The 22,012-nt window shown below is 64.1% G+C and carries 24 protein-coding genes; 7 read left to right on the forward strand and 17 right to left on the reverse strand.

Features of this window, described 5'->3' with window-relative positions:
• Nucleotides 1–55: 55 nt before the first annotated feature.
• Nucleotides 56–1,210: a patatin-like phospholipase family protein gene (locus tag IF809_RS10325; protein WP_462837510.1), complete on the reverse strand. Its 1,155-nt coding sequence runs from the start codon at nucleotides 1,208–1,210 to the stop codon at nucleotides 56–58.
• 222 nt (nucleotides 1,211–1,432) lie between these two features.
• Here IF809_RS10325 and tgt point away from each other — a divergent pair, with 222 nt between their 5' ends.
• Nucleotides 1,433–2,566: a tRNA guanosine(34) transglycosylase Tgt gene (gene tgt / locus IF809_RS10330; RefSeq protein ID WP_462837511.1), complete on the forward strand. Its 1,134-nt coding sequence runs from the start codon at nucleotides 1,433–1,435 to the stop codon at nucleotides 2,564–2,566.
• On the opposite strand, the gene IF809_RS10335 is transcribed toward tgt, so the two are convergent.
• Nucleotides 2,567–2,785 carry a hypothetical protein gene (locus tag IF809_RS10335; RefSeq protein WP_462837512.1) on the reverse strand — a complete coding sequence of 73 codons (219 nt, stop codon included), beginning with the start codon at nucleotides 2,783–2,785 and terminating at the stop codon, nucleotides 2,567–2,569.
• 223 nt (nucleotides 2,786–3,008) lie between these two features.
• Between IF809_RS10335 and cysK the strand changes: the two genes are divergently transcribed.
• Together cysK and IF809_RS10345 are read left to right on the forward strand one after the other, a co-directional pair.
• Nucleotides 3,009–3,986 carry a cysteine synthase A gene (gene cysK / locus IF809_RS10340; protein ID WP_462837513.1) on the forward strand — a complete coding sequence of 326 codons (978 nt, stop codon included), beginning with the start codon at nucleotides 3,009–3,011 and terminating at the stop codon, nucleotides 3,984–3,986.
• A 3-nt stretch (nucleotides 3,987–3,989) separates the two neighbouring features.
• Nucleotides 3,990–4,229, forward strand: a complete 240-nt coding sequence (locus tag IF809_RS10345; RefSeq protein ID WP_092290515.1) for a BrnA antitoxin family protein — start codon at nucleotides 3,990–3,992, stop codon at nucleotides 4,227–4,229.
• 77 nt (nucleotides 4,230–4,306) lie between these two features.
• On the opposite strand, the gene IF809_RS10350 is transcribed toward IF809_RS10345, so the two are convergent.
• Together IF809_RS10350 and IF809_RS10355 are read right to left on the reverse strand one after the other, a co-directional pair.
• A complete protein-coding gene (locus IF809_RS10350; protein WP_462837514.1) occupies nucleotides 4,307–5,716 on the reverse strand; it encodes a caspase family protein in 1,410 nt (469 codons plus the stop codon).
• Nucleotides 5,717–5,919: 203 nt separating this feature from the next.
• Nucleotides 5,920–6,795, reverse strand: coding sequence for a DMT family transporter (locus IF809_RS10355; RefSeq protein ID WP_462837575.1), 876 nt, complete (start codon nucleotides 6,793–6,795; stop codon nucleotides 5,920–5,922).
• 146 nt (nucleotides 6,796–6,941) lie between these two features.
• Between IF809_RS10355 and IF809_RS10360 the strand changes: the two genes are divergently transcribed.
• The gene (locus IF809_RS10360; RefSeq protein WP_453978820.1) at nucleotides 6,942–7,340 is read left to right on the forward strand and encodes a RidA family protein; all 399 of its coding nucleotides are present in this window, start codon (nucleotides 6,942–6,944) and stop codon (nucleotides 7,338–7,340) included.
• A 49-nt stretch (nucleotides 7,341–7,389) separates the two neighbouring features.
• On the opposite strand, the gene IF809_RS10365 is transcribed toward IF809_RS10360, so the two are convergent.
• The 3 genes from IF809_RS10365 to IF809_RS10375 form a co-directional block, all read right to left on the reverse strand.
• Complete coding sequence (locus tag IF809_RS10365; protein ID WP_164938699.1) at nucleotides 7,390–7,935, reverse strand: hypothetical protein; 546 nt, start codon at nucleotides 7,933–7,935, stop codon at nucleotides 7,390–7,392.
• A complete protein-coding gene (locus IF809_RS10370; protein ID WP_462837515.1) occupies nucleotides 7,880–8,209 on the reverse strand; it encodes a hypothetical protein in 330 nt (109 codons plus the stop codon). Before IF809_RS10370 ends, IF809_RS10365 begins: the two co-directional genes overlap by 56 nt.
• Before the next feature lie 135 nt (nucleotides 8,210–8,344).
• On the reverse strand, nucleotides 8,345–8,932 hold the full coding sequence (locus IF809_RS10375) for a formyltransferase family protein (protein ID WP_128966351.1): 588 nt from the start codon (nucleotides 8,930–8,932) through the stop codon (nucleotides 8,345–8,347).
• 352 nt (nucleotides 8,933–9,284) lie between these two features.
• Between IF809_RS10375 and IF809_RS10380 the strand changes: the two genes are divergently transcribed.
• Nucleotides 9,285–9,521, forward strand: coding sequence for a hypothetical protein (locus IF809_RS10380; RefSeq protein WP_128966350.1), 237 nt, complete (start codon nucleotides 9,285–9,287; stop codon nucleotides 9,519–9,521).
• 5 nt (nucleotides 9,522–9,526) lie between these two features.
• On the opposite strand, the gene IF809_RS10385 is transcribed toward IF809_RS10380, so the two are convergent.
• From IF809_RS10385 to IF809_RS10400, 4 genes are all read right to left on the reverse strand, one after another.
• Nucleotides 9,527–9,829, reverse strand: coding sequence for a hypothetical protein (locus IF809_RS10385; protein WP_011087444.1), 303 nt, complete (start codon nucleotides 9,827–9,829; stop codon nucleotides 9,527–9,529).
• A gap of 92 nt (nucleotides 9,830–9,921) precedes the next feature.
• Nucleotides 9,922–11,970, reverse strand: a complete 2,049-nt coding sequence (locus IF809_RS10390; protein WP_462837516.1) for an acetoacetate--CoA ligase — start codon at nucleotides 11,968–11,970, stop codon at nucleotides 9,922–9,924.
• 91 nt (nucleotides 11,971–12,061) lie between these two features.
• Nucleotides 12,062–13,288, reverse strand: a complete 1,227-nt coding sequence (locus IF809_RS10395; protein WP_462837517.1) for a DUF4424 family protein — start codon at nucleotides 13,286–13,288, stop codon at nucleotides 12,062–12,064.
• 201 nt (nucleotides 13,289–13,489) lie between these two features.
• The gene (locus IF809_RS10400) at nucleotides 13,490–13,717 is read right to left on the reverse strand and encodes a hypothetical protein (protein WP_453978825.1); all 228 of its coding nucleotides are present in this window, start codon (nucleotides 13,715–13,717) and stop codon (nucleotides 13,490–13,492) included.
• Between the two features lie 270 nt (nucleotides 13,718–13,987).
• On the opposite strand from IF809_RS10400, the gene IF809_RS10405 reads away from it, so the two are divergent.
• Together IF809_RS10405 and IF809_RS10410 are read left to right on the forward strand one after the other, a co-directional pair.
• Nucleotides 13,988–15,088 carry an AI-2E family transporter gene (locus tag IF809_RS10405; protein ID WP_128966346.1) on the forward strand — a complete coding sequence of 367 codons (1,101 nt, stop codon included), beginning with the start codon at nucleotides 13,988–13,990 and terminating at the stop codon, nucleotides 15,086–15,088.
• Between the two features lie 128 nt (nucleotides 15,089–15,216).
• The gene (locus IF809_RS10410) at nucleotides 15,217–15,609 is read left to right on the forward strand and encodes an NUDIX hydrolase (protein WP_092290501.1); all 393 of its coding nucleotides are present in this window, start codon (nucleotides 15,217–15,219) and stop codon (nucleotides 15,607–15,609) included.
• 170 nt (nucleotides 15,610–15,779) lie between these two features.
• Here the strand turns inward: IF809_RS10410 and IF809_RS10415 are convergent, their stop codons facing one another.
• The 6 genes from IF809_RS10415 to IF809_RS10440 form a co-directional block, all read right to left on the reverse strand.
• On the reverse strand, nucleotides 15,780–16,067 hold the full coding sequence (locus tag IF809_RS10415) for a YciI family protein (protein ID WP_462837518.1): 288 nt from the start codon (nucleotides 16,065–16,067) through the stop codon (nucleotides 15,780–15,782).
• Between the two features lie 70 nt (nucleotides 16,068–16,137).
• Nucleotides 16,138–17,124, reverse strand: coding sequence for a sugar ABC transporter substrate-binding protein (locus tag IF809_RS10420; protein WP_462837519.1), 987 nt, complete (start codon nucleotides 17,122–17,124; stop codon nucleotides 16,138–16,140).
• A gap of 46 nt (nucleotides 17,125–17,170) precedes the next feature.
• Nucleotides 17,171–18,145 (reverse strand): ABC transporter permease, encoded by a 975-nt coding sequence (locus tag IF809_RS10425; protein ID WP_453978828.1) that lies wholly within the window; start codon nucleotides 18,143–18,145, stop codon nucleotides 17,171–17,173.
• A complete protein-coding gene (locus tag IF809_RS10430) occupies nucleotides 18,142–19,092 on the reverse strand; it encodes an ABC transporter permease (RefSeq protein ID WP_462837520.1) in 951 nt (316 codons plus the stop codon). Before IF809_RS10430 ends, IF809_RS10425 begins: the two co-directional genes overlap by 4 nt.
• Entirely contained in the window at nucleotides 19,085–20,611 is a 1,527-nt protein-coding gene (locus IF809_RS10435) for a sugar ABC transporter ATP-binding protein (protein ID WP_462837521.1), read from the reverse strand. The genes IF809_RS10430 and IF809_RS10435 overlap by 8 nt, the downstream gene beginning before the upstream one ends.
• Nucleotides 20,608–21,999: an FAD-linked oxidase C-terminal domain-containing protein gene (locus IF809_RS10440; RefSeq protein ID WP_462837522.1), complete on the reverse strand. Its 1,392-nt coding sequence runs from the start codon at nucleotides 21,997–21,999 to the stop codon at nucleotides 20,608–20,610. Before IF809_RS10440 ends, IF809_RS10435 begins: the two co-directional genes overlap by 4 nt.
• Nucleotides 22,000–22,012: the final 13 nt, after the last annotated feature.

Here is a 22,012-nt window from a genome sequence, read left to right on the forward strand (position 1 = left end):
CGAATTGGCCGTATCGTCAACGGACTTGCACCACCGTCGTTCCTGAGGGCGGATCTCAGGGCATCCGCGAGGTCCAGGCCTGGCCGGCGGCCGCTTTCTCGTATCCGTATTGGTAAAGCGCCCGCATATAGGCGGTGTCGAATCCCTCGGAAGGAGGCGCTGGATAGTCGCGTTCGATATAGGAGAGATGAAAGCCGAGATGGTTACGCTGGGCGAAATCATAGGTCGACAAGATGATCGAGCGTGTTTGCGACTGCGTGATGGAGGACAGGCTGCGTGAGGCGACGTCGATCGTGCTGTTGGCGACGAGCTCGAAATTGCGCTCGATCTTCTTGTTGACGAGGATGTAGATGTCCATCTTCGCGTTGCCGGGCAGGCGCCCCTGGAGCAGCAGAGCTTCCGGCAAGGTCAGCACCGGGGCCGTCACGCCGCCGTCGACATGCATCTCCTGAAACCTGCGCCCGCCGCCTTCGGCCTCGATCATGATCGGCGGAAACACCAGGGGAATGCTGGCGGAGGCGGCCATCACGTCGCGAAGCAGCTTGAGCGCTTCAGGCGTGCCGACCGCGGCGATCTTGCCCATGTCCCAGATCGCGGTGCGCTGGGTGTCGAGATCGGTGGTGACGACCAATAAACGCCGTCCCCTGGCGTTCTCGCGCGCGACCTGAGACAGGATCTCCGGCCCGACGTAGCGCGCCACCAGTTCGCGCAGCCGCGTATTGCCGAATAGGCCGGAACCGAACAGCACGCGCATGATGCTGGGATCGTTCAGCAGGCTCTCGGCGATGCCGCTGGTGTAGAGCTCCCGCAGCGTGTCGTCATATTGCGATCCAAGGAACGCAAAGGGCGCGATCAGGCCGCCGGTGCTCACGCCAGAAACGACGGAGAAAGTTGGGCGGTTATGCGCCACAGTCCAGCCGTTCAGGACGCCGACGCCATAGGCGCCATCGGCGCCGCCGCCTGATAGCGCCAGGTAGGTTCTGCTCCCGGTCGCCTTGTCCTGCTCGAAGTTGAATCTGGTGACGGGTTCGTCGGCATAGCGGCGCAAGCCGTCGATATCGAGCACGCGAGAGGCGCTGGCATCCGCCGCCGTGTAGGGCGTGCGGGGCAGCGAAGTGCAGGCGGTGAGCGCCAGACTGCACGCCAGCACCAGCGCCCCGATCGGGCGGGCGCCTGTCCGCGTCGCCCGGCCATCGGGAGTGGCGGACATGTCGGTCGAACATATGGGGAGGGGCATTGGTCGCTGGCTGACGATCACGCATTTACAGCTGCCGGCAATGTTGCCACAGCGTCTCGTCCAGTCCCCGCTATTAAACTATACTGTATCGTTTTGTTTAACAAGGCCGTCGCGGATCACGTCCGCGTCAACGCTGTCCCAGTCTGGGGCATCGTGCGGGTTGATTGGGCCGCCTCGACACGCAATAAGCACGCCATGAATCTTCCCAATCATTTCGAGCTGCTTGCCACCGATGGCGCCGCGCGCACCGGCCGCCTGACCACGCCGCATGGCGTGGTGTGGACGCCCGCCTTCATGCCGGTCGGCACCGCCGGCGCCATGAAGGGCATGCACTGGCGCGAGGTCCGCGAGGCCGGCGCCGACATCGTGCTCGGCAACACCTATCATCTGATGCTGCGACCCGGCGCGGAGCGCATCAATGGCCTCGGCGGCTTGCAGCGCTTCACCGGCTGGAACGGGCCGATGCTGACCGATTCCGGCGGCTTCCAGGTCATGTCGCTGTCGGACCTGCGCAAGATCAGCGAGCACGCCGTCACCTTCCGTTCGCATATCGACGGCGCCAAGATCGAGCTGTCGCCGGAACGCTCGATCGAGGTGCAGCGCCTGCTCGGCTCCGATATCGCGATGCAGATGGATGAATGCGTCCGGCTGCCGGCGGAGCGCGACGACATCGACCGCGCGATGCGGTTGTCGCTGCGCTGGGCCGAACGAAGCAAGCGCGCCTTCGAGAGCGCGCCCGACGGCTACATGCTGTTCGGCATCGTTCAAGGCGGCGATGTCCCGCAGCTGCGTCATGCCAGCGCGCAAGGCCTCGTCGAAATCGGCTTTCACGGTTACGCGATCGGCGGTCTGGCCGTCGGCGAGCCGCAGGCGGTGATGCTGGCGATGATCGACGAAACAGCGCCGGCGCTGCCAACGGATCGTCCGCGTTACCTCATGGGCGTCGGCACGCCTGATGACATTCTCGAGGCGGTCAAGCGCGGCGTCGATATGTTCGATTGCGTGATGCCGACGCGTAATGGCCGCCACGGCGTCGCCTTCACGCGTTTTGGTCAGGTGAACCTGCGCAATGCGCGCCACGCCGACGATCCACGTCCGCTCGATGAAGAGAGTTCATGGCCGTCGGCGTGCAATTACGCGCGCGCCTATCTGCACCACCTCGTCAAGGCCGGCGAGACCCTCGGGGCCATGTTACTGTCGGAAATCAATATCGCATATTATCAGTTCCTGATGCAGGGCATCAGGAACGCGATCGCACACGGAACATTTGAAGAGTTCTACCAGCGTACGCGCGAGGACTGGGCGAGGGGCGATATCGCCCCGCGCTGATCAATTGCAGACAAGTCGCTGCTTGACGGCGTGCTTGGTCACGAAGCCATAGCCGCAATTGTCGCAGGTCCAGAGATAACTGATCATATGGTCCGAGATGTAGGCGGAAGCTTCGGCGGCGACCATGGAGTCGGCGCAGACGGGACAGGTGGGCAACTCGCTGCAACGCGGATCGCGCCTTGGCGTGACGGTCGGCAACACTTCAGCGATAGCTGACATCGTGGTGACCTCCCTGCTTCGAGACCTAAGTCTAACATAAGCAGAATCAGTTGACGAGGTCGCAACACAAATGCGTTGGTTTTCTGCTAATTAAAGCTCACGCGGTTTTGCGATGCAGCGTATTTAACATGTGCCGCATTGCCGCTTGCGTGTGGTCACACGCTGACCGTAACTGTGCAAGCGCTCTGCCAGAAGTGCAAATTGTTGCCAAGAGGAGTTCGTCATGGATGCAACGTCCACCACGGGTGCAGCGCACCAACCGGGTCGCGGCCGGGTCTATGACTCGATCGTCGAGGCTTTTGGCGACACGCCGATCGTGCGCTTGCGCAGGTTGCCGGGCATGCACGGCGTCAATGCGACCATTCTGGCAAAGCTTGAATATTTCAATCCGGCCGCGAGCGTGAAGGACCGCATCGGTGCGGCCATGATCATCGCCATGGAGAAGGCGGGCATCATCAAGCCCGACACCGTGCTGATCGAGCCGACCTCCGGCAATACCGGTATTGCGCTCGCCTTTGTCGCGGCCTCACGCGGATACCGCTTGAAGCTGGTGATGCCGGAATCCATGTCGATCGAGCGGCGCAAGATGCTCGCCTTCCTCGGCGCCGAACTGGTGCTGACGCCGGCCGCGCAGGGCATGAAGGGCGCGATCGCGGCCGCCGAAGAGCTTTTGAAGACGACACCGAACTCGGTGATGCCGCAGCAGTTCAAGAACCTCGCCAATCCCGAAGTGCATCGTCGCACCACGGCGGAAGAGATCTGGAACGACACCGCAGGCAATATCGACTACTTCGTCGCCGGCGTCGGTAGCGGAGGCACTATCACCGGTGTCGGTCAGGTCCTGAAGCCGCGCAAGCCATCCTTGCGGGTGGTCGCGGTCGAGCCGGAGGAAAGCCCGGTGCTGTCAGGCGGCCAGCACACGCCCCACAAGATCCAGGGCATTGGCGCAGGCTTCGTGCCTGACATTCTCGATCGCTCCGTGATCGACGAGATCGTCAAGATCAACTCGACAACGGCCATCGAGACTTCGCGGGCGTTGGCGCGGCATGAGGGCATTCCGGGTGGCATCTCCTCAGGCGCCGCGATCGCGGCCGCGCTCCAGATCGGCAAGCGGCCGGAAGCTGCAGGAAAAACCATCCTGGCTATCGTGCCGTCCTTCTCAGAGCGCTATCTTTCGACCGCTCTGTTTGAAGGAATCTAGCACATGGCGGATCAACCGAGGCGTCCGCGGACGCTTGGCGACGCGAGGACCGAGGCCGAGGCAGCGTTCAAGAAGGTGACCGCCAAGGTCGCCGCGGCGCCGCCGAAGTCAAACGCGGTTCCCGGCATCAAGGAGCAGGTGACGTTGCGCATCGATCAGGACGTGCTCGAGTTCTTCCAGGAGGGTGGCCCCGGCTGGCAGGATCGCATCAACGAGGCGCTGCGCAAGGCGGCGGGGAAGTAACGTCCTTCGTCGCAACAATGAAAAAGCCCGGCGCGAGGCGCGAGCCGGGCTTTTGTGTTTTGCGCTCTGGTCAGGGCTCAGTGGCGGAACATGCCGCCCATCATGCCGCCGACCACGCCGCCGACGAACGCGGCGCCGGCATCGCCGCCACCGCTGTGGCGGGGCGCGGGCGCGCTCTGCACGGGCGCGGCGCGCCGCGCCGGCTTCGGGCTGTCCTCACTGGCAGTCGTTGTCGAGGCCACGATCTCGGAGAGCAGGGCCTTGTGCTGCAGCCTGTTGAGGAAGCCGGTCGACGGATAACCGCGGGCGGCCTGCCAGCGCTTCAGCACCGACCGGGTCTCGTCGTTGAACACGCCGGTCACCTTGGTGTCGAAGCCGAGGCCGTTGAGGCGGCGCTGCACGTCGCGGCGCTGCCCCTTGTCCAGGCCGATCTGGTCCTCTGTGAGCTGGCTGGGGTCGTCGGTGAAGGTGGCGGGATCGACGCCGGCATTGAGGTTGCGGGTCGTGGTCGATGGACCGTTCTGGATCGCCGCAAGCCGGGCCAGCGCCAGTGGCTTGAACTGGCCGTTGGGATAGGCGGAGAGGTAGGCGTTCAGCTCTTCCGGCTTGTTGGATTCCTTCACCGAGCGCCAGAACTCGACTTCAGCCTCGGAGCCGGCTGTCGCTGCGGCAGGCGCGGCGGTTGCTGTCGGTGCTGCGTTGGCCACCTGAGTCGCCGGCCCCTGGTTGAGGTAGACCGCGCCGATCAGATTGGTGTGCCCCCAGGGCAGCTGGCCCTTGTGGGTCTCTTCATTGACCTGGGCGCGCACAGAGGTCATCGCCTGCTGAATCTCGACGCCGGGCTTGGTGATGTTGTCGATCAGCGCGCGGGTGAACGGGCTGTTGTTGCCTTCCTGGCCGTCGAGCGCGGTCTGGCCGGGGCCGGTGGCAAACGCGATCAGCGTGCCTTCGCCCGATTTCATCTCGGCAAGGCCGCTTCCCACGTTGACGCTGCGGGTGGCGGAGTTCGACTTGATCTTGGCGGCGAACGGATTGTCGCGGCAGGCGTCAAGGAACACCAGCTTGACCTTGGCATCGCCCATGGTCTGGTCGAGCGTGAGGTCGATGTTGATGGCGGCCCCGAGCTTGACGTCCATTTCCGATTTGATGTCGGCATCGACGGGCAGGAGATAGTTGGTGCCGCCGACGGCGATGCCATGGCCGGCATAATAGAACACCGCGATATCGGAGCCCTGCGCCTTGCGGCCGAAATCCAGCAGCTTCTCGGTCATCTGGTCGCGCGTGAGGTTGGATCCTTCGATCACTTCGAAGCCGACATTGCGCAGCGTCGATGCCATTGCCTTGGCATCGATCGGCGGGTTCGGTAATTGCGCGACGTTCTTGTAGGCGCCATTGCCGACGACGAAAGCGACGCGGCGGTCCGCCTTCGCGGCGCTGACCGACAGCGCCATGCACATCAGCGAAACGATGATGGTGAGAGTTCGCATCTGAATCCCCAGAATCGAATTGGAGGCAGCAACAAATTGGCGGCGAAGCTACACGAACTGCCCGACTTCACGCCACCCAAACGACGGGACGTTTGGTTCAACCTGTTGCCGTGTGGCCGAATGCGCACGCCGGAATGCCCGCTCCAACGTGATCCAAATCACGCTCGACCACTCTGATGTGTCGCGCGAGGCCGCGGCGGGGTTCACTGTGCGCGGGCAGGAACCGGCGCGATCGGCTTCAAATTCAGGAGATTGCCAAACAGGATCAAGGCCGCGCCCAGCACGGTCCAGGCGTCGAGCCGCTCCGAATAGAGCAGCCAGCCGGCGGTCGCAGTGAGGGGAACCCGCAGGAAGTCCATCGGGACCACGATGGTCGCATCCGCGTACCGCAGCGCGCTGGCGAGGCAATAGTGCGAAAAAGTGCCGCAGACCCCGATCACGAAGAGCCACCCCCAGAGCGTGGCTGATGGCCAGGTCCAAACATAGAGCGTCGGCAGCAGGCCCATGACCATCTGCACCACGATCATCCAGAATAGGATCGACAAGGCGCTTTCGGTCCGCGTCAACGACTTTGCCAGGGCCATCGAGATGCTGAAGCCGATCGCAGCCCCAAGCGCGATTAACTGGCCCGGATTGATCTCGCCGGTAGCGGGCCTCACGATCATAACGACGCCGACGATGCCGAGGACGACCGCGGCGATCTTCCAGCTCGTCATACGCTCGGACAGGAAGGTTGCGGCGAGCAGCGCGGTCCAGATCGGCATCGTGAATTCGATCGCGACAACCTGGCCGATACCGATCAGCGTCAGCGCATAGAACCAGCCGAGCTGCGCGAAATAATGCACGCCGTTGCGTGCGAGGTGCTGAGGCAGGCGTTTGGTTTTGATCGCCTTGAAGCCGCCGGCCCGATAGACGATCGGCAGCAGCAACGTGAATCCGATCAGCGAGCGCACCTCCATGATCTGAAAGACGCTCAGGTCACGCGTGGTCTCGCGCCCGGCGACCGCCATGACCAGCATCAGGGACAGCCATCCAGCCATCCAAAGGGCGGCCATCGTTTTGGACGGTGTTGCGCTCATCGGTGCGGGATGGGAGATCGAACCTGAGCGAAGGCCGGTATCGGCGACATCGCCGGTGTTTGCAACGGCCAAATCTGCTGATGCAGCGATGCGCAGCGGCGTGGTAAGGCAGCGCAGATCAACAAAAAATCCGGAGATCTCCGCCCATGCGCATCTTGCAGCCGGCCGAATGGAAAAAACCGCGCGGCTTTTCACATGGTGTGGTGACGGAGGGGCCGGGTCGCTGGGTCGTGCTGGCCGGGCAGACCGGCGGCGACGAGACCGGCAATTATGATCCCGACATGGCGGCCCAGGTCGCGACCGCGCTGCAGCGGATCGTCAAGCTCCTTGCGGAGGCCGGTGCCGGCCCCGACCACATCGTGCGCCTGACTTGGTATCTGACCAGCCGCAGCGAATATGAGGCCGCAGGCGCCGGCATTGGTGCGGCCTGGAAGGAGACGCTTGGGCGCAACTTCCCGCCCTCGACGCTGCTCTATATCGGCGGCCTCGTCGACCCCAGAGCCAAGGTCGAGATCGAGGTCACGGCGTTCGTGCCTGGCGCATAAAAAATCGACCCGGCGAGGTCGCCGGGTCGATGTCTCGAGGGCGGCTCTGTCAGCGCGACATTGAGATGTTGGCGCCGCGGAACTGGCTGTCCGCGCGCATCGTGACGCTCTGCTTGTTGCCGCTCGTCCTCAGCGCGATGTTGGCGTTGAAACCGGCGGCAGAGGCGACGACCTCGAAGTTCCCGCCGCCGCCGCGGCCCTGGAGTGAGCCGGAGATATTGCGGCTGGCCTCGGACCAACTGCCGGTGATGGCGCTTCCCTCGGCCCTCACGTTGGCGGCGAGGTTGAACTTATAGGCGTCGCTGGCACAGGTCAGCGACATCTCCATGGTGGGGCCAATCGGGGCGTATTTGGCCCGGCAGCGGATCCGCTCGGTCGAGCCGTCATCCAGCGTCACGGTGCCGCCGCCGCTCCAGCTGCCCGCCATCGGGGCGAAGGGACCCGACTGGGCCTTGCTCTCCGAGCCGGCAACAGCTGTCACAAACAAAACGGCGGCCGTCATGAGCAGCCGCCGATTAAGGAGGTTCGTTCCGAATAGCTTATTGGCGCGATGCTTCCCACCGCCCGCTGCACGGTATGCCTGCAGATGCTCCATTCCACTTCCCCGATCCGGCGTTGCCGCTGAGTTGACCGTTAGCATATGCACCATTGATCGAAACTTTCACAAGACCCCCGCTGCCGATGGTGCCGGAAACGTTAGCGCCAGGCGCGGTGATCTTGCCGTCGGCAACCGTCAGCATCGAGCTTGCGGTCGGCTCGCAGGAACCGGTCTTGGTCACGATGGTGACCTGCCAATTGCCATCGTAGGGGGTCTGGGCGACCGCCGGGGCGGCGAGGGTAGCGGTAATAACTCTGTCTCTTATACACATCGTTCGTCGGCAGCGTCAGATGTGTATAAGAGACAGAAACAATGGTTTATTTGGGTTTTCGGCTCCAATTTTGGAAGCGAAATCAAGGGCCCTTGGCGTTAATCGTTAACGTCGGGAGCGACTCGGAATGGGCGCCTAAGACAAGCTGGGCGCCGAGGTGGCGAACTGCTCGTCTTGGGGCTTGGACGGGAGGGCCTTGTGCACCTTGGCATAATCGATCACGTCGGCCAGCAGCTTGAGGCCGAGCGGGGCCAGCGCACGCTCCCAGAGCTCGCGCGCGGTCTCACCTTTTCTGACGAAGCACCAGTCTTGAGCGGCGATGGCGCCGGCGTCCATGCGGTCTGCGAGGTGATAGATCGTCCCGCCGGCGATCGGATCGCCTTCCTTGATGGTCCATTCCACCGCGGCCTTGCCGCGGTGGCGCGGCAGCAGCGAGGGATGATAGCCGATGCCGCCCAGCTTCGCTGCCGCCAACGCGTCCTTGCCGATCCGGGCATGGCTGTGGGCGGTGATGATCAGATCGGTATCGGGCGCAATCTCCGAGGCGACCACCAGCTTCGGGTTTGCCTGTACAACCACCTCGATTCCGGCGGCCTTCGCGGCCGCAGCCAAGCGGTCCTCGGCGTCAGCGACCACGACCCGCACGATGCCGACGCCGTGCTCGCGGAGCATGTTCAGGGTGGTCACGCCGAAATGGCGGGAGCCGACGAGGGTAATGCGCATGGGTGTCCGATCCGTCTCGCAGCTGCGTCATCCCTCCGATAACACGTCAGGCCGTCGTGTCACCACCCGCGCCGCATTTGCGCCGGTTATCAACAATGCCAGGGGGCGGGAGGAATGACGCGGCTGGCCAAATTTCATCCCGGATCTGCTTTCCAAGCCGACTTAGGCCACCGGCTTGATCGCGGGGGGGTTTTGTTGTTCCTGCCATCGCGAAATCATCAAACGGTAACGCGTTCTCAACTTCGCTGTCGTATCGACGAATCCGTCGCGGATTTGTATTGCGTACCGCGACACCAAGAATGTCCCGCCGGCGTGGGTGCGTCGCGCGGGCATTTTTGCCGGGACCGATTTCATGTCGAATGCGATTGCGCAGATCGTGGATGCCTATGTGCGGCTGAAGAACCGCCGTGGCCTGGACGAGCTGATGATGCACAGGCAGCGGCTCGCCGTCGATTTGAAGAGCAGGTCGGGCAGCTACGATTTCAGCCTGCCGATCAGCAAGATCGACGAAGAGATCGCGATTATCGAGGAAGGCCTCAGCCGGCTGAAGGCCGAATCCTCCGATACCGATACGGTCCGTCGGATCTGACGCGCTCAGTCGCGTCGGCCGCCATCGATCACGGTGAAGAGCGGCCGCGCCGGGGTCGGCTCGACCAGCAATTCCTCGACCAGCGCCGTTGCCGCGTCGACATATTTGCGCGTCGGCTTGTCGAGCTCACGTTTGGCCTCGTCATCGAGCGCGACCTTGGCGGCTTCGACCAGCTTGCGCATCCGCGCGGCGTGATCGTCACCTGCCGTCAGCGTGGCACGCGCCAGCGAGCGCAGCACGAACAGCTCGCCTTCAAGGCGGAGCAGGCGGTCATTGAGCCTGGTGAGGACGGCGTTGAGGTCGGCCATTGCTGGGGTTCGTTGCGGAGGATCCCGTCTGATCTAGCGGCGATCGGTGAACGGACTCCAAACGTGACCGGCGCAATTGGGCCGATCTCGCATCACGCCTTGTTCCGCGCCAGATGGTCGCGCGCGAACGCAAGATACCAGTCAAGGCAGGCCGGATTGGCCATCGCCTCCTTGTTGATGACCTTCTCGACGGGATGGCCGAGCAGGAGCTTCTTGATCGGCAGTTCCTGCTTCTTGCCCGACAGCGTCCGCGGGATCTCGGCGACGGCAAAGATCTCGTTCGGCAGGAATCTGCGGGAGAGGCCGGCCTCGATCGCTTTGTTGATCTTGTCCCGCATCGTATCGTCGAAGGCAACGCCGTCGCGGAGCACCACGAACAGCGGCATGTAGCTGTCGCGGCCGAGATATTCGAGGTCGACGACGAGGCTGTCGAGCACTTCGGGGAGTGCCTCGATGGCGGCATAGAGCTCGCTGGTGCCCATGCGCAGCCCGTGCCGGTTGATGGTGGCATCGCTGCGGCCGTAGATCACGCAGGAGCCGTCCGGATTCACCTTGAGCCAGTCGCCGTGCCGCCACACCGGCCCGCGGCCGCTGCCGTCGAAATTGTCGGGATAGGTCTCGAAATAGCTGGCGCGGTAACGCGCACCGTCCTTGTCGTTCCAGAAGTAGAGCGGCATCGACGGCATCGGCTCGGTGCAGACGAGTTCGCCGACCTCGTCGATCACGGCGCGGCCTTGCTCGCTGAAAGCTTCGACCGCAGCTCCGAGCAGTCGGCACTGCATCGCGCCAGGTGTCTGCGGCAATTCGCGGTTTCCGCCGATGAAGGCGCCGGCGAAGTCGGTGCCGCCGGAGATGTTCGCCCACCAGATGTCGGCCTGCGCGGTGCTGCCGTTTGACTTCGAGAGTGCGGCGAAGCGGTCGTTGAACCAGGCCTGGGTGTCGGCGCTGAGCGGCGAGCCAGTCGAGCCGAGGCAGCGCAGCCGCGACAGATCGCCGGCGGCGGCGAGATCGATCTCGGCCTTGGCGCAGCTCGCGAAGAACGCCGCGCCCGCGCCGAAGAAGGTCGCTTTCGATTGCGCCACGAAGCGCCACAGCGTGGACCAGTCCGGCTTGTCCTTGGTGCCGCCGGGGCTGCCGTCGAAAATGCAGCAGGTGGTGCCGCTGAGCAGCCCGCCGACCTGGCTATTCCACATGATCCAGCCCGTCGACGAGTACCAGTGATAGCGCTCGCCGAACGAGTTCGGGTGGTAGGAGCAGCCGAGGTCGTTGTGCAGGCCGAGCAGAGCCAGTACGACGATGACGATGCCGCCGTGGCCGTGCACGATCGGTTTGGGCAGGCCGGTGGTGCCGCTGGAATAGACGATCCACAGCGGATGATCGAACGGCAGCCACATCGGCTCGAATGCGTCGATCGCGGCGCCCGTCCTTGCGGTGGTGTCTGAGAGCTGCGCGTCCGGCGCTGCTGGTGCGGCGGCCTCGCTGTGCAGGATGACATGCTCGACTGACGGCAGCGATCGCCGCAGCTCGGCGACGACGTCCTTGCGGTCGTGCCTGCGCCCGGCATAGGTCACGGAGTCGCAGGCGATCAGCACCTTCGGCTCGATCTGCTTGAAGCGGTCGATCACAGCGGGCGCGGCCATGTCGGGGGCACAGAGGCTCCAGACCGCCCCGATGCTGGCGCTGGCGAGAAACGCGATGATGGTCTCGGGGATGTTGGGCAGATAGGCTGCGACGCGGTCGCCTGGCCGGACGCCCTGGTCCTTCAGGTGCAGCGCGAGCGCAGCGGCTCGACGTCGCAGCTCCGGCCAGCTCGTCTCGACAAGCCGGCCGTCTTCGCCGCTGCTGACGATCGCGGGCAGGCCGGCGGCGTGCGCGGCGTCCACATGCCGGAACACCTGCCGGGCGTAATTGACCTGCGCGCCGGGAAACCAGACTGCGCCGGGCATCTTGCGCTCAGTGATGACGGCTGCAAACGGCGTCGGCGATTGCAGATCGTAATAGTCCCAGATGCTGCGCCAAAACGCATCGAGATCGCGCACCGACCATTGCCGCATCTCCTCGTAAGTCGAGAATGTGAGTCCGCGCTGCTCGGCAAGCCAGCTGCGGTAGAGGGCGATCTGCGGGACGAAGGGAGCGGTCATTGGGTTTCGGCTTTTATTTTGGGGAGCAAAGCTTAGCCGGAGCTGCAGCCGGGCAAAAGCCGCAGTTCGTGCAGACCGCAATGATGCGCTGCTAGCGCGGACAGGCCTTGATCCGCTCGATCCGCTGGATGTCGTTGACCACCTGCCGGTCCCGGGCCGACAGAGGAACGTCGAGGATATTGTCGTACTTGCATCCCGCATTGCCAAATGCGGCAATGGCGCGTGGCGTACGAAAGCAATAGCCGCCGGCTTTGAAGATGCTGTTCCGTTGCTGCCACAGCTGCTCGCAAGGCTGGTCTGCCACGTTCTGAGATCCATCGGCATCCCGCGCGGCGGCTGGATCGGCACGCTCGGGCTTGAGAATCAGAAGGCTGATATTGGCGCTCGGGACAAAGTTCGAGGCGCGGACCTCGAATTGGGTCGGGCTGATTTTTCGAACGCCCTGTCCGCAGAAGCTGAGGAGATTTGCCGGCGCGCCCTTGTCGACCACCAGGCGGAATTCCCTGATGGGTCCAGACCAGTTCGCACCGGTCACCAGAATGTATTCCATATAGTTCTGCTGCCAGTTCAAATTGGGCGAGCGGACCATGGAGTTGAGAAAATCCTGATCGACGCAGAAGCGATTGAGCCCCTTCGACCGCTCGATCTGGAGGATTGACGGGTTGTCGAGGAACGTGGACGCCGACATCGGCACGGTGCCGCCGACGCTTGGCAAATAGCGATGGGAGACGGAGACCTCCTGGCCGGCGGGGAATCTCTGCTGCCAGTGATAGGTGGTCTTCAAGACCCATTTTGGCGTCATGTATCCATCGGCACGCGGCGTATCCTCGATCAGACCTTCGCGGATCAACCGGTCCCAGGTCTCCTGGGAAAGATGATCCTGCTTTTGCCCGTTTTGCGGCGCCAGGGGCACATTCAGGGTTTTCAGCGTTTCAGTCTTGTCGATGCCGTTCAGGAGCGCCTTGCGCTTGACCAGGGCTGCGACCGGCGAGCCGTTCACCGTGGTGCTGAAGCCGAGGATGTTTTCAGGATCGTTGGTCGGGATCGCGATGTCCGAGTCCATCCCGAACGAAATGTCGGGCATCGGGAAGGCGACTTGCGTGACGACGTCGCGGCTCGAATGATTGAAAAACCTATACTGGACCCGGATTTCGGTCATCGAGATGAATAGATCTTCCGATCGCATCTCGATGTCGGGCGAGCGGGTGAAGATCAGGCCGCCGGTGGCCAGCTCGGCAGTGGAATCGTTGGCGCTAGCTTGAGGTGGGGCAATCGTCGCGGCGACCAGCAGCAAGGCACGGATCGTTCTTGGCAGCATCGGTCGCTTTCGAGTCTCAGAGGAGGTCATTGGCGCAGCGGCGGCCGTGACGTGTACCGGCCGGCCAATGGGGGATCAAATCCAGACCGACCCGATCTCCATCCAGCTCGACGTCACCCGCAGGCGATACTGATTGACGAGTCTAGACGTTCGTCCGTGATCTTGCACGTTCAAACGAGCGCCGCTGCCCGCTGCCTCGGCCTAATACTGCACCCCCGCCCAGCGCCGTCCGAATACGGCTGGCTTCGTCTTCACCGCCTGCCAGCCAAAGAAATGATGCTTGCCGGACCAGCTGTGCACCACGCCGCTGCAGATGCTGCACTTGAAGCTGCCGGTATGCGCTTCGCTGTGCTCTTCCCGCGTCGCGGTGTAGGTCATGCTGCAGCCCGCGCAGGTGAATTCTTCGGTCGTCCAGATGCTGTTGGCCATTGCACTTCGGTGTTCTTGGATGCACTGGCGCGAGCCTAGGTGCGAGCCTTTGCATCGGCGTAAACCGGTCGGAGGAAATCCGGTTAATCGCTGTTAGGAAAACCGGCGCGGGGCGCCAATCCTGTCGTATTTTTCAGGGGCCGAGGAGGGCTCCCGGACCGGCCGGGTCAGCGGCGCCCAGACCCGCTCGTCTTGACGGGCGGCCCGAGGCTGGCAATAACGCATGCCCGCGCAAGCGCCGGAACCCGCGTTGATGCCGCAAGGAAAGCTGTGCCTGTGAAAAGTCTGCGTCAGCTCCTGACGGGCGAGGACGTCATTCAGCTCGTGATCCGGCTTGGCCTGTTGGCGCTGCTGATCATCTGGACCTTCCTGATCATCCGTCCCTTCGTGCCGATCCTGGCCTGGAGCTTCGTCCTCGCCGTCGCGTTCTATCCGGCGTTCAGCTGGGTCGCCAAAATGCTGGGCGGACGGCCCAAGACCGCAGCTGCCATCCTGACCCTGGTCACGCTTGGTATCGTTCTCGGGCCAGCCACCTGGCTCGGCCTCAGCGCCGTGGACGGGGTGAGGGAGCTTGCGCACCAGCTCGGCACCGGTGACCTCGCGCTCCAGTCCGCGCCCGAGCAGATCAAATCGTGGCCGCTGATCGGTCCCACCCTCTACGAGCTCTGGGACCAGGCCTATACCAACATCCGCGCCGTATTGCGCGAGGTCGCGCCGTATCTCCAACCGCTGGCGGGACCGCTTCTGGTGCTCGCGGGCGATGCCAGCCTCGGCACGCTGCAGTTCCTGGTCTCGGTGTTCGTGGCCGGTTTCCTGTTTCCGCATGGGCCCCGGCTGGTTGCGGCCGGGCGCGGCTTTCTGTCGCGTATCGTGCCCGAGCAGAGCGAGCATTTCCTCGAGCTCGGCGGCGCCACCATCCGCGCCGTGGCGCAGGGCGTGATCGGTGTCGCGATCGTGCAGGCGCTGCTCGCCGGCATCGGCTTCAAGCTCGCGGCGGTGCCGAGCGCGGGCCTGCTCGCCTTCATCGTGCTGCTGCTGTCGATCGTGCAGATCGGCGCCTTCCTCGTTCTGCTGCCCGTCATCATCTGGATCTGGACCGCCAAGGACGTCACCACGGCGCTGGTGCTCACCGTGTTCTTTGTCGTCGTCGGCTTCATCGACACCATGCTCAAGCCGCTGGTGATGGGACGCGGTCTCAACACGCCGACCATCGTGATCTTCGTCGGCGTGATCGGCGGCACGCTCGCTCACGGCATTGTCGGCCTGTTCATCGGCCCGATCATCCTGTCGGTGGCCTGGGAGATGGCGGCGGCGTGGATCGGGACGGCGTCGAAGCGGGCCGCTGAGCCGCCCATCGCCGACGAGACCTGATCGCGCGTCACGTCGCAAGATGTGGACAATTGCGCCTGGCGGCGTCGACCGGAGCAACCATCGAACTTGTCTAACGAAATAGACAAGTTACGATAGCAACCAGATTCTTTTGTTGGTTTGCGACGGGAATGGCGAAGTCTTCCAAGCTGGTGGCCGCCAGGCGCGGCAAGGTTCTGTTGGTTCGGCGACGGTCGGACGGCCTGTGGATGTTCCCCGGCGGCCGCAAGCGAGCGCGCGAGACCGAGAAGGCCTGCCTGCGGCGTGAAATCAAGGAAGAGCTGCCGAAGTTGAAGCTCGGCCGGATCAGCCTCTGGAAAGAGGTGAAGGCCAAGAACAAGCGTTCGGGGCGAAGGATGAGCGATGCGATCTTCATCGCCAAGAGCGCCAAGGGGCGCCTGGCGATCGGCGACAAGAAAGAGATCGACCGCGCCGCCTGGCAGAAGCCGCGCGGGATCCGCCTGACCGCGACCTCGCGCTACATCCGCGATCGGCTGTTCCCGCGGAAGTCGCGGCGGCGATAGTGCCAGGGGATGACAAATAGTCTGGACCTCCCGCGGATATGTGAACCAGTTCACAAGCTGCCGTGAAACGCGCTGCTATAGAGGCGTCATTGCCTTACCAATCCATTTTCTTGAAACGCCCCAGCGCCCGCCAGCGCTGGGGTTTTTCGCGTTGGGGAGCGCGCCGCTGCTCAGCCCTGCCGCCGTAGAAACCCGGTGATCGTCACTTTCTCCCAGATGCCGGCCGCCGCGAACGGATCGGCGCGGTTGAAGGCCTCGACGTCGCTGCGGCTTGGGGCTTCGATCAGGAACAGACTGCCGATCATCGTGGCGCCGTCATCCGCGACCAGTGGTCCCGACATCACGATCTTGATGCCGAACTGGGAGGTGTTGCTGAGGAAGGCCTTGTGGGCATCGTAATTGGTAAGGCGCGTCGGCAGGGCGCCGGTGCGGTCGATGGCATGGATGGCAAACAACATGATGTCTCCAGTCTTCTTGGGGACGGCTGTGTCATCAGCCGTCCCATGGCTTGATGAGAACGGGACGAGGCTACTTCGCGCTGAGCTTGCCGGCCTCTTCGAAGGTGGGGCAGGTGCGCTGCTCGAGCGGTGTGTCGAACGGCTGGTAATTATCCTTGGTGATGACCGTCGGCTTCAGCACGATTTCGGCGATCACAGGCTGCTCGCGCAAGGCGCGGATCGCCATCATGGTGCCGAGGCAGCCCTGGAAGAAGCCGTTGTAATCGCCGCTGGCCAGCAGCTTACCGGATTTGATGGCGTCGATCGCCTCCTTGGTGCCGTTGATGCCGATCACCTGTGCCTTGCGGTTGGCGCCCTCGAGCGCCTCGATCGCGCCGACCGCCATGGCGTCGTTGGCAGCTAATACGCCGTCGATCTGCTGGTTCGACTGCATCAGGTTTTCCATGACCTGGAGCGCTTGGAGCCGCTGGTAATTGCCGGGCTGCGAGGCGAGCAGCTTGGCGCCCGGGTTCTCCTTGAGCGCGTCATTGAAGCCGCGGACGCGGTCGACATTGGTGAGCGAGCCCTTGACGCCCTCGATGATGACGATGTTGCCCTTGCCGCCCAGCGTCTTGAGCAGGAAGCGCGCGGTCTCAAGCCCGAGGCTGTAATCGTCGGCGCCGACGAACGAGAGGAATTTGCCGCCGGCGGAGCGGTCGGTGATGTTGACGACGGGAATCTTGGCGTCGTTGATCTTCTCGACACCCGGCACCATCGCCTTGTAGTCGACCGGGGTGAAGACGATCGCGCTCGGTTTCTTCACCACGACGTCCTCGATCTGGCTGAGCTGCTCGGGGATCGAGTCGGGCTTGGTCGGAATGTACTGAAGTGTCTTGGCGTTCAACGCCTTCGCTATGGTGTCGGCGCCGACCCGCACCGTCTGGAAGAACGGGTTGGTCTGGTTCTTGGTGAACACCGCGATGGTCTCGCCGTCGGCGCGCGCCTGCGTGGCGAACGCGGCCGCCATCAGCAGCGGCAGTGCGAGATAGCCAAGCCTCTGTTCAAGTCTCTGTTTCATGTCGTCTCCATCCCCTTTTTGGTTTGTTGGATTGGTTGAGAATTCACTACGTGCGGCGGCGGGTCTTCATGTCGAGCCAGACCGCGACGATCACGATGATGCCAGTGACCAGCGGCTGCCAATTGGCGCTGACCGAGAGCAGGTTCATGCCGTTCAGCACCAGCGTCAGGATCAGCGCGCCGACGAAGGTGCCGAACACGGTGCCGACGCCGCCGAACAGCGAGGTGCCGCCGATCAGCACGGCCGCGATCGCCGGCAACGTCAGGCTTTCGCCGATGTCGGCCTCGGCGGAGTTGAGCCGCGACAGGAAGATGATCGAGGCGAGCCCGGCCATGGTGCCGGATACGGCGTAGACCAGCAGCAGGCGTCGCGCGACGGGGATGCCGGAGAGGCGCGCGGCAACCGGATTGGCGCCGATCGCGTAGATCTCCTGGCCCCAAATCGTGCGCTGGGCAAACAGCGTTCCGATCCCGAGGAACACGAGCAGCAGATATACCGGGATCGGCAGACCGAAAAGATAGCCGCTGCCGATCTGACGGAAACCGGCCGGAAAGCCGTGCAGCGTTTCGCCCGCCATGTACCAATAGGTCACCCCGTTCAGCACCCAGAGCATGCCGTAGGTGGCGATGAAGGAGGGGATGCGCAGCGCCGTCACCATGATGCCGTTGAGCAGGCCGACCATGCCGCCGCAGCCGAGGCCCGTCAGGATGCCGAGCGCTGGCGATCCCGTGGTGTGGATCACGGTCCCGGCGATGCAGGCTGATAGCGCCACGTTGGCGCCCACGGAGAGATCGAGGCCGGCGGTGAGCACCACCAGGGTCAGTCCGGAGGCGATGAAGAAGGTGAGGCTCGCCTGGCGCAGCACGTTGAGGATGTTGCCGAGACTGAGGAAAGAGTCGTTCAAGATGGCCAGCACGGCGCAGATCAGCAGCACGGCGAGCAACCGGTAGAACAGCTGGATCGCGTCCTGCGACAGGAAGGAACGCGGCGGCGACAGCGCCTCCTTGGTGATGTCGGTCATGCGCGGCTCCTGAGGCCGTCGAGGAAAAGTGCGACGATGACGAGGACGCCGACGCTGGCGACCTGCACCGAGGAGGGCAGCGAGATCAGGTTCAGTCCGTTGCGCAGCACGCCAACGGCAATGACGCCCAAGAGTGTGCCGAGCAGCCAGCCATTGCCGCGCTCGAACGAGGTGCCGCCCACCGCGACCGCTGCGATCGCGTCGAATTCGAGCCCGAGGCCCGCGGTCGGATGCCCTGAATTCATCCGGGCGGTCATCAAGAGGCCGGCGACGCCGGCCATGGTGCCGCCGAGCGCGTAGACCGCGATCAGCAGCCGGTTCGGCGAGAGGCCGGCATAGCGGAGCGCCTCGCGGTTACCGCCAAGGGCAAACACGTAGGTGCCGAAGCGGGTGTGATAGAGCAGGCCGTGAAAGACGGCGTAAGTCACGAGCGCCAGCACGATCGGCAGGGGAATGCCTGCTAGCGTCGCCGAATAGATGTCGCGGACGCTGTGGGGAATGCCGACCACGCTCTGGCCGTCGGAGACGATCAGCGACAGGCCTTGCGCCATTCCGAGGGTGCCGAGCGTGGCCACGAAAGGCGGGATACCCAGGATCGCAACCAGCCAGCCGTTGACGGTGCCGAAGGTAGCGCCGACCAGGACGCCGGCGCCGAGGCCGAGCAGCATCGACTTGGTCGCGAGCGAGACGATCGCGACGCAGAGCGAGGTCAACGTCAACACCGCGCCCATCGAGAGGTCGAGGCCCTCGGTCATGATGATCAGCGTCATCGGCAGCGCCAGCATGGTCAGGATGGTCGACTGTACCAGCACGTTCGAGAGATTGGCCGCGGTGAGGAAGCCGGGCGCGATCGCGCCGAACAGCACGATCAGCGCACCCAGCACGATGGCGACGCCGGGAATGCGCTGCAGCGGATTTGCTTGCGAGACGATCGCGACCTCACGCATGATGCATCCCCAATCGCACGATATTCTCCTCGGTCAGCTCGTTGCGACTCAAGTGCCCGGCGACGCGCCCCTCGCGCATCACATAGGCGCGGTCGCAGACATGGCAGATCTCGACCTGCTCGGAGGAGATCATCAGCGCAGCCGCGCCTTCGGCGACCAGCCGGTCGATCAGCGCGAAGATCTCGGACTTGGCGCCGACATCGATCCCGCGGGTCGGCTCATCGAAGATGAAGAGCTTTGCCCCAGCCGCCAGCCATTTGCCGATCACGACCTTCTGCTGGTTGCCGCCCGACAACAGGCCCACCATCTGCCGCGCGCTCGGGGTGGCGATGCGGAGCTGCCGGATCAGGCCGTCGGCGGTGCGCTGGCTGCTGCGCGGATCGAACAATCCGCTTGGGAACAGCTTTCGTAACGCCGAGACCACGAGATTGTCGCCGACCGAACGCAGCAGGGCGAGGCCCTCGCTCTTGCGGCTTTCCGGGATCAGCGCGATGCCGCGGCGGGCGGCGATATCAGGCTCGCCCGAGATCGGCTTGCCGTCGAACACGATCTCTCCCGAGGCTACCGGATCGGCGCCGAAAATCGCGCGCGCGACTTCAGTGCGCCCGGACCCGACCAAGCCGCAGAGGCCGACGATCTCGCCGCGGCGCACTTCGATGTTGATGTCGGAAATGCCGCTCGGCGCGCTCAGGCCCTTGACCTCGAGTAGCACCTCGCCGGGCCTGCCGGCGAAATTGCGCGGGTAGGTCATGTCGACGGTGCGGCCAACCATCATGCGGACGAGCTGGTCGGGCGTCACGTCGGCCGGCTTGACGCCGTCGATGCGGCGGCCGTCGCGCAGGACCGTGATGCGATCGCCGAGTGCGAACACCTCAGCCATGCGGTGCGAGATGTAGACGATGGAGACGCCGTCGGCTTTCAGCCGGGCGATCAGTGCGAACAACAGCTCGGTCTCGCGGTCGGAGAGCGCGGCTGTCGGCTCGTCCATGACCAGGATGCGCGCGTTCTGGCTGATGGCCTTGGCGATCTCGACCATCTGCTGCTGGGCGACGCCGAGTGTGTTGACGATGATGGACGGATCGATGTCGAAGCCGATCGTGTCGAGCAGCCGCTTGGCGTCGGTCAGGATCTTGCGGCGGTCGATCGTGCCTGGAACACGGCCCTTCGGCTCGCGTCCCAGGAAGATGTTCTGTGCGATGTCGAGATAGGGGACCAGGGAGAACTCCTGGAAGATCACGGCAATGCCGAGCTTCTGCGCGTCCGCCGTGGATGCAATGGTGACCTTCTCGCCCTTGTAGAAGAACTCGCCTGCATCGGCACTATAGGCGCCGCACAGCACCTTCATCAGGCTCGATTTGCCCGCGCCGTTTTCGCCAAGCAGCATGTGCACTTCGCCGGGGTAGAGCGCAAAGGACACGTCGTCGAGCGCCTTGACCCCCGGAAACTCCTTGCTGATGCCGCGCAACTGGAGCAGCGGCACCGCCGAGGTTTCGCCGGGGACGTTCACGTGGACGTTCATGGCCGCGCTCCCGCAAAGATCTTGCCGGGGTTCATCAATCCCTGGGGATCGAGCGCGGTCTTGATCGAGCGCATGACGTCGACGGCTTCAGCAAGCTCATCGGCGAGGTAGTCGATCTTGCCCAGGCCGATGCCGTGCTCGCCGGTGCAGGTGCCGTCCATCGCGATGGCGCGGGCGACCATGCGGGCCTGCAGCGCTTTGGCGCCGTCGATCTCCTGAGGTCTTGCGGGATCGACCAGGATCAACATGTGGAAATTGCCGTCGCCGACATGGCCGACGATGGGCGCGGTGAAACCGTGTTCATCGGCATCCTTACGCGTATCGGTCAGGCATTCCGCCAGACGCGAGATCGGCACGCAGACATCAGTGATGACGGCGCGTGCGCCGGGCCGCAGGCCGAGCCCCGCATAGAGCGTGTTGTCACGGGCGTGCCAGAGCCGGCTGCGATCCTCCGCCGCTTTGGCCCATTCGAAGCCGCGACCGCCATGCTCGGCGGCGATCGCCTGCGCCAGCTCAGCCTGCTCGGCCACTGCGCTCTCCGAGCCGTGGAATTCGAAGAACAGCGTCGGCGCCTCGCGATAGCCGAGCTTGGCATAGGCATTGATGCCGCGGATCATGACGTCGTCGAGCAGCTCGACACGGGCGACCGGAATGGCCGCCTGGATGATGCCGATCGCGGTATCGACCGCATTGTGCAGCGTGTCGAAGCTGCACACTGCGGCCGAAATCGCCTGCGGTAGCGGATGGAGCTTCAGTGTGATCTCGGTTATAACGCCGAGCGTGCCCTCGGCGCCGACGAACAGCCGCGTCAGATCGTAGCCGGCTGCGGATTTGCGCGCGCGCCTACTGGTGCGGATCACGCGACCGTCGGCCAGCACGACCTCCAGCGCCATGATGTTGTCTTTCATCGTGCCGTAGCGCACCGCCATGGTGCCGGAGGCGCGCGTCGAGGTCATGCCGCCGATCGAGGCGTCCGCACCGGGATCGATCGGAAAGAACAGCCCGGTGCCGCGCAGCTCCGCATTGAGCTGCTTACGGGTGATGCCGGGCTGGACCACGACGTTCATGTCGCTGTCGTGGACAGCAAGCACCTTGTTCATGCGCGCGAAGTCGATGCAGACGCCGCCGGCGACCGCGGAGGCATTGCCCTCGAGCGAGGTGCCGGCGCCGAACGGCACGATCGGCATGTTCGAGCCGGCGCAGAGCTTGACGATCTCGACGACTTCCGCCGTGGTTTCGGGGAAGACGACGATATCGGGGGGCAGGGCGCGGTAGTAGGACTCGCTCTGGCCATGCTGGTCGAGCACGCCGCGCGCGGTGGTCGCACGCGGACCGATCACGCCCGTGAGGCGCTCAGCCAAAGCGGCACTGTCGACCCGCGGTCCCATTGTCTCTCCCCAT

The organism is Bradyrhizobium sp. UFLA06-24, assembly GCF_054967145.1.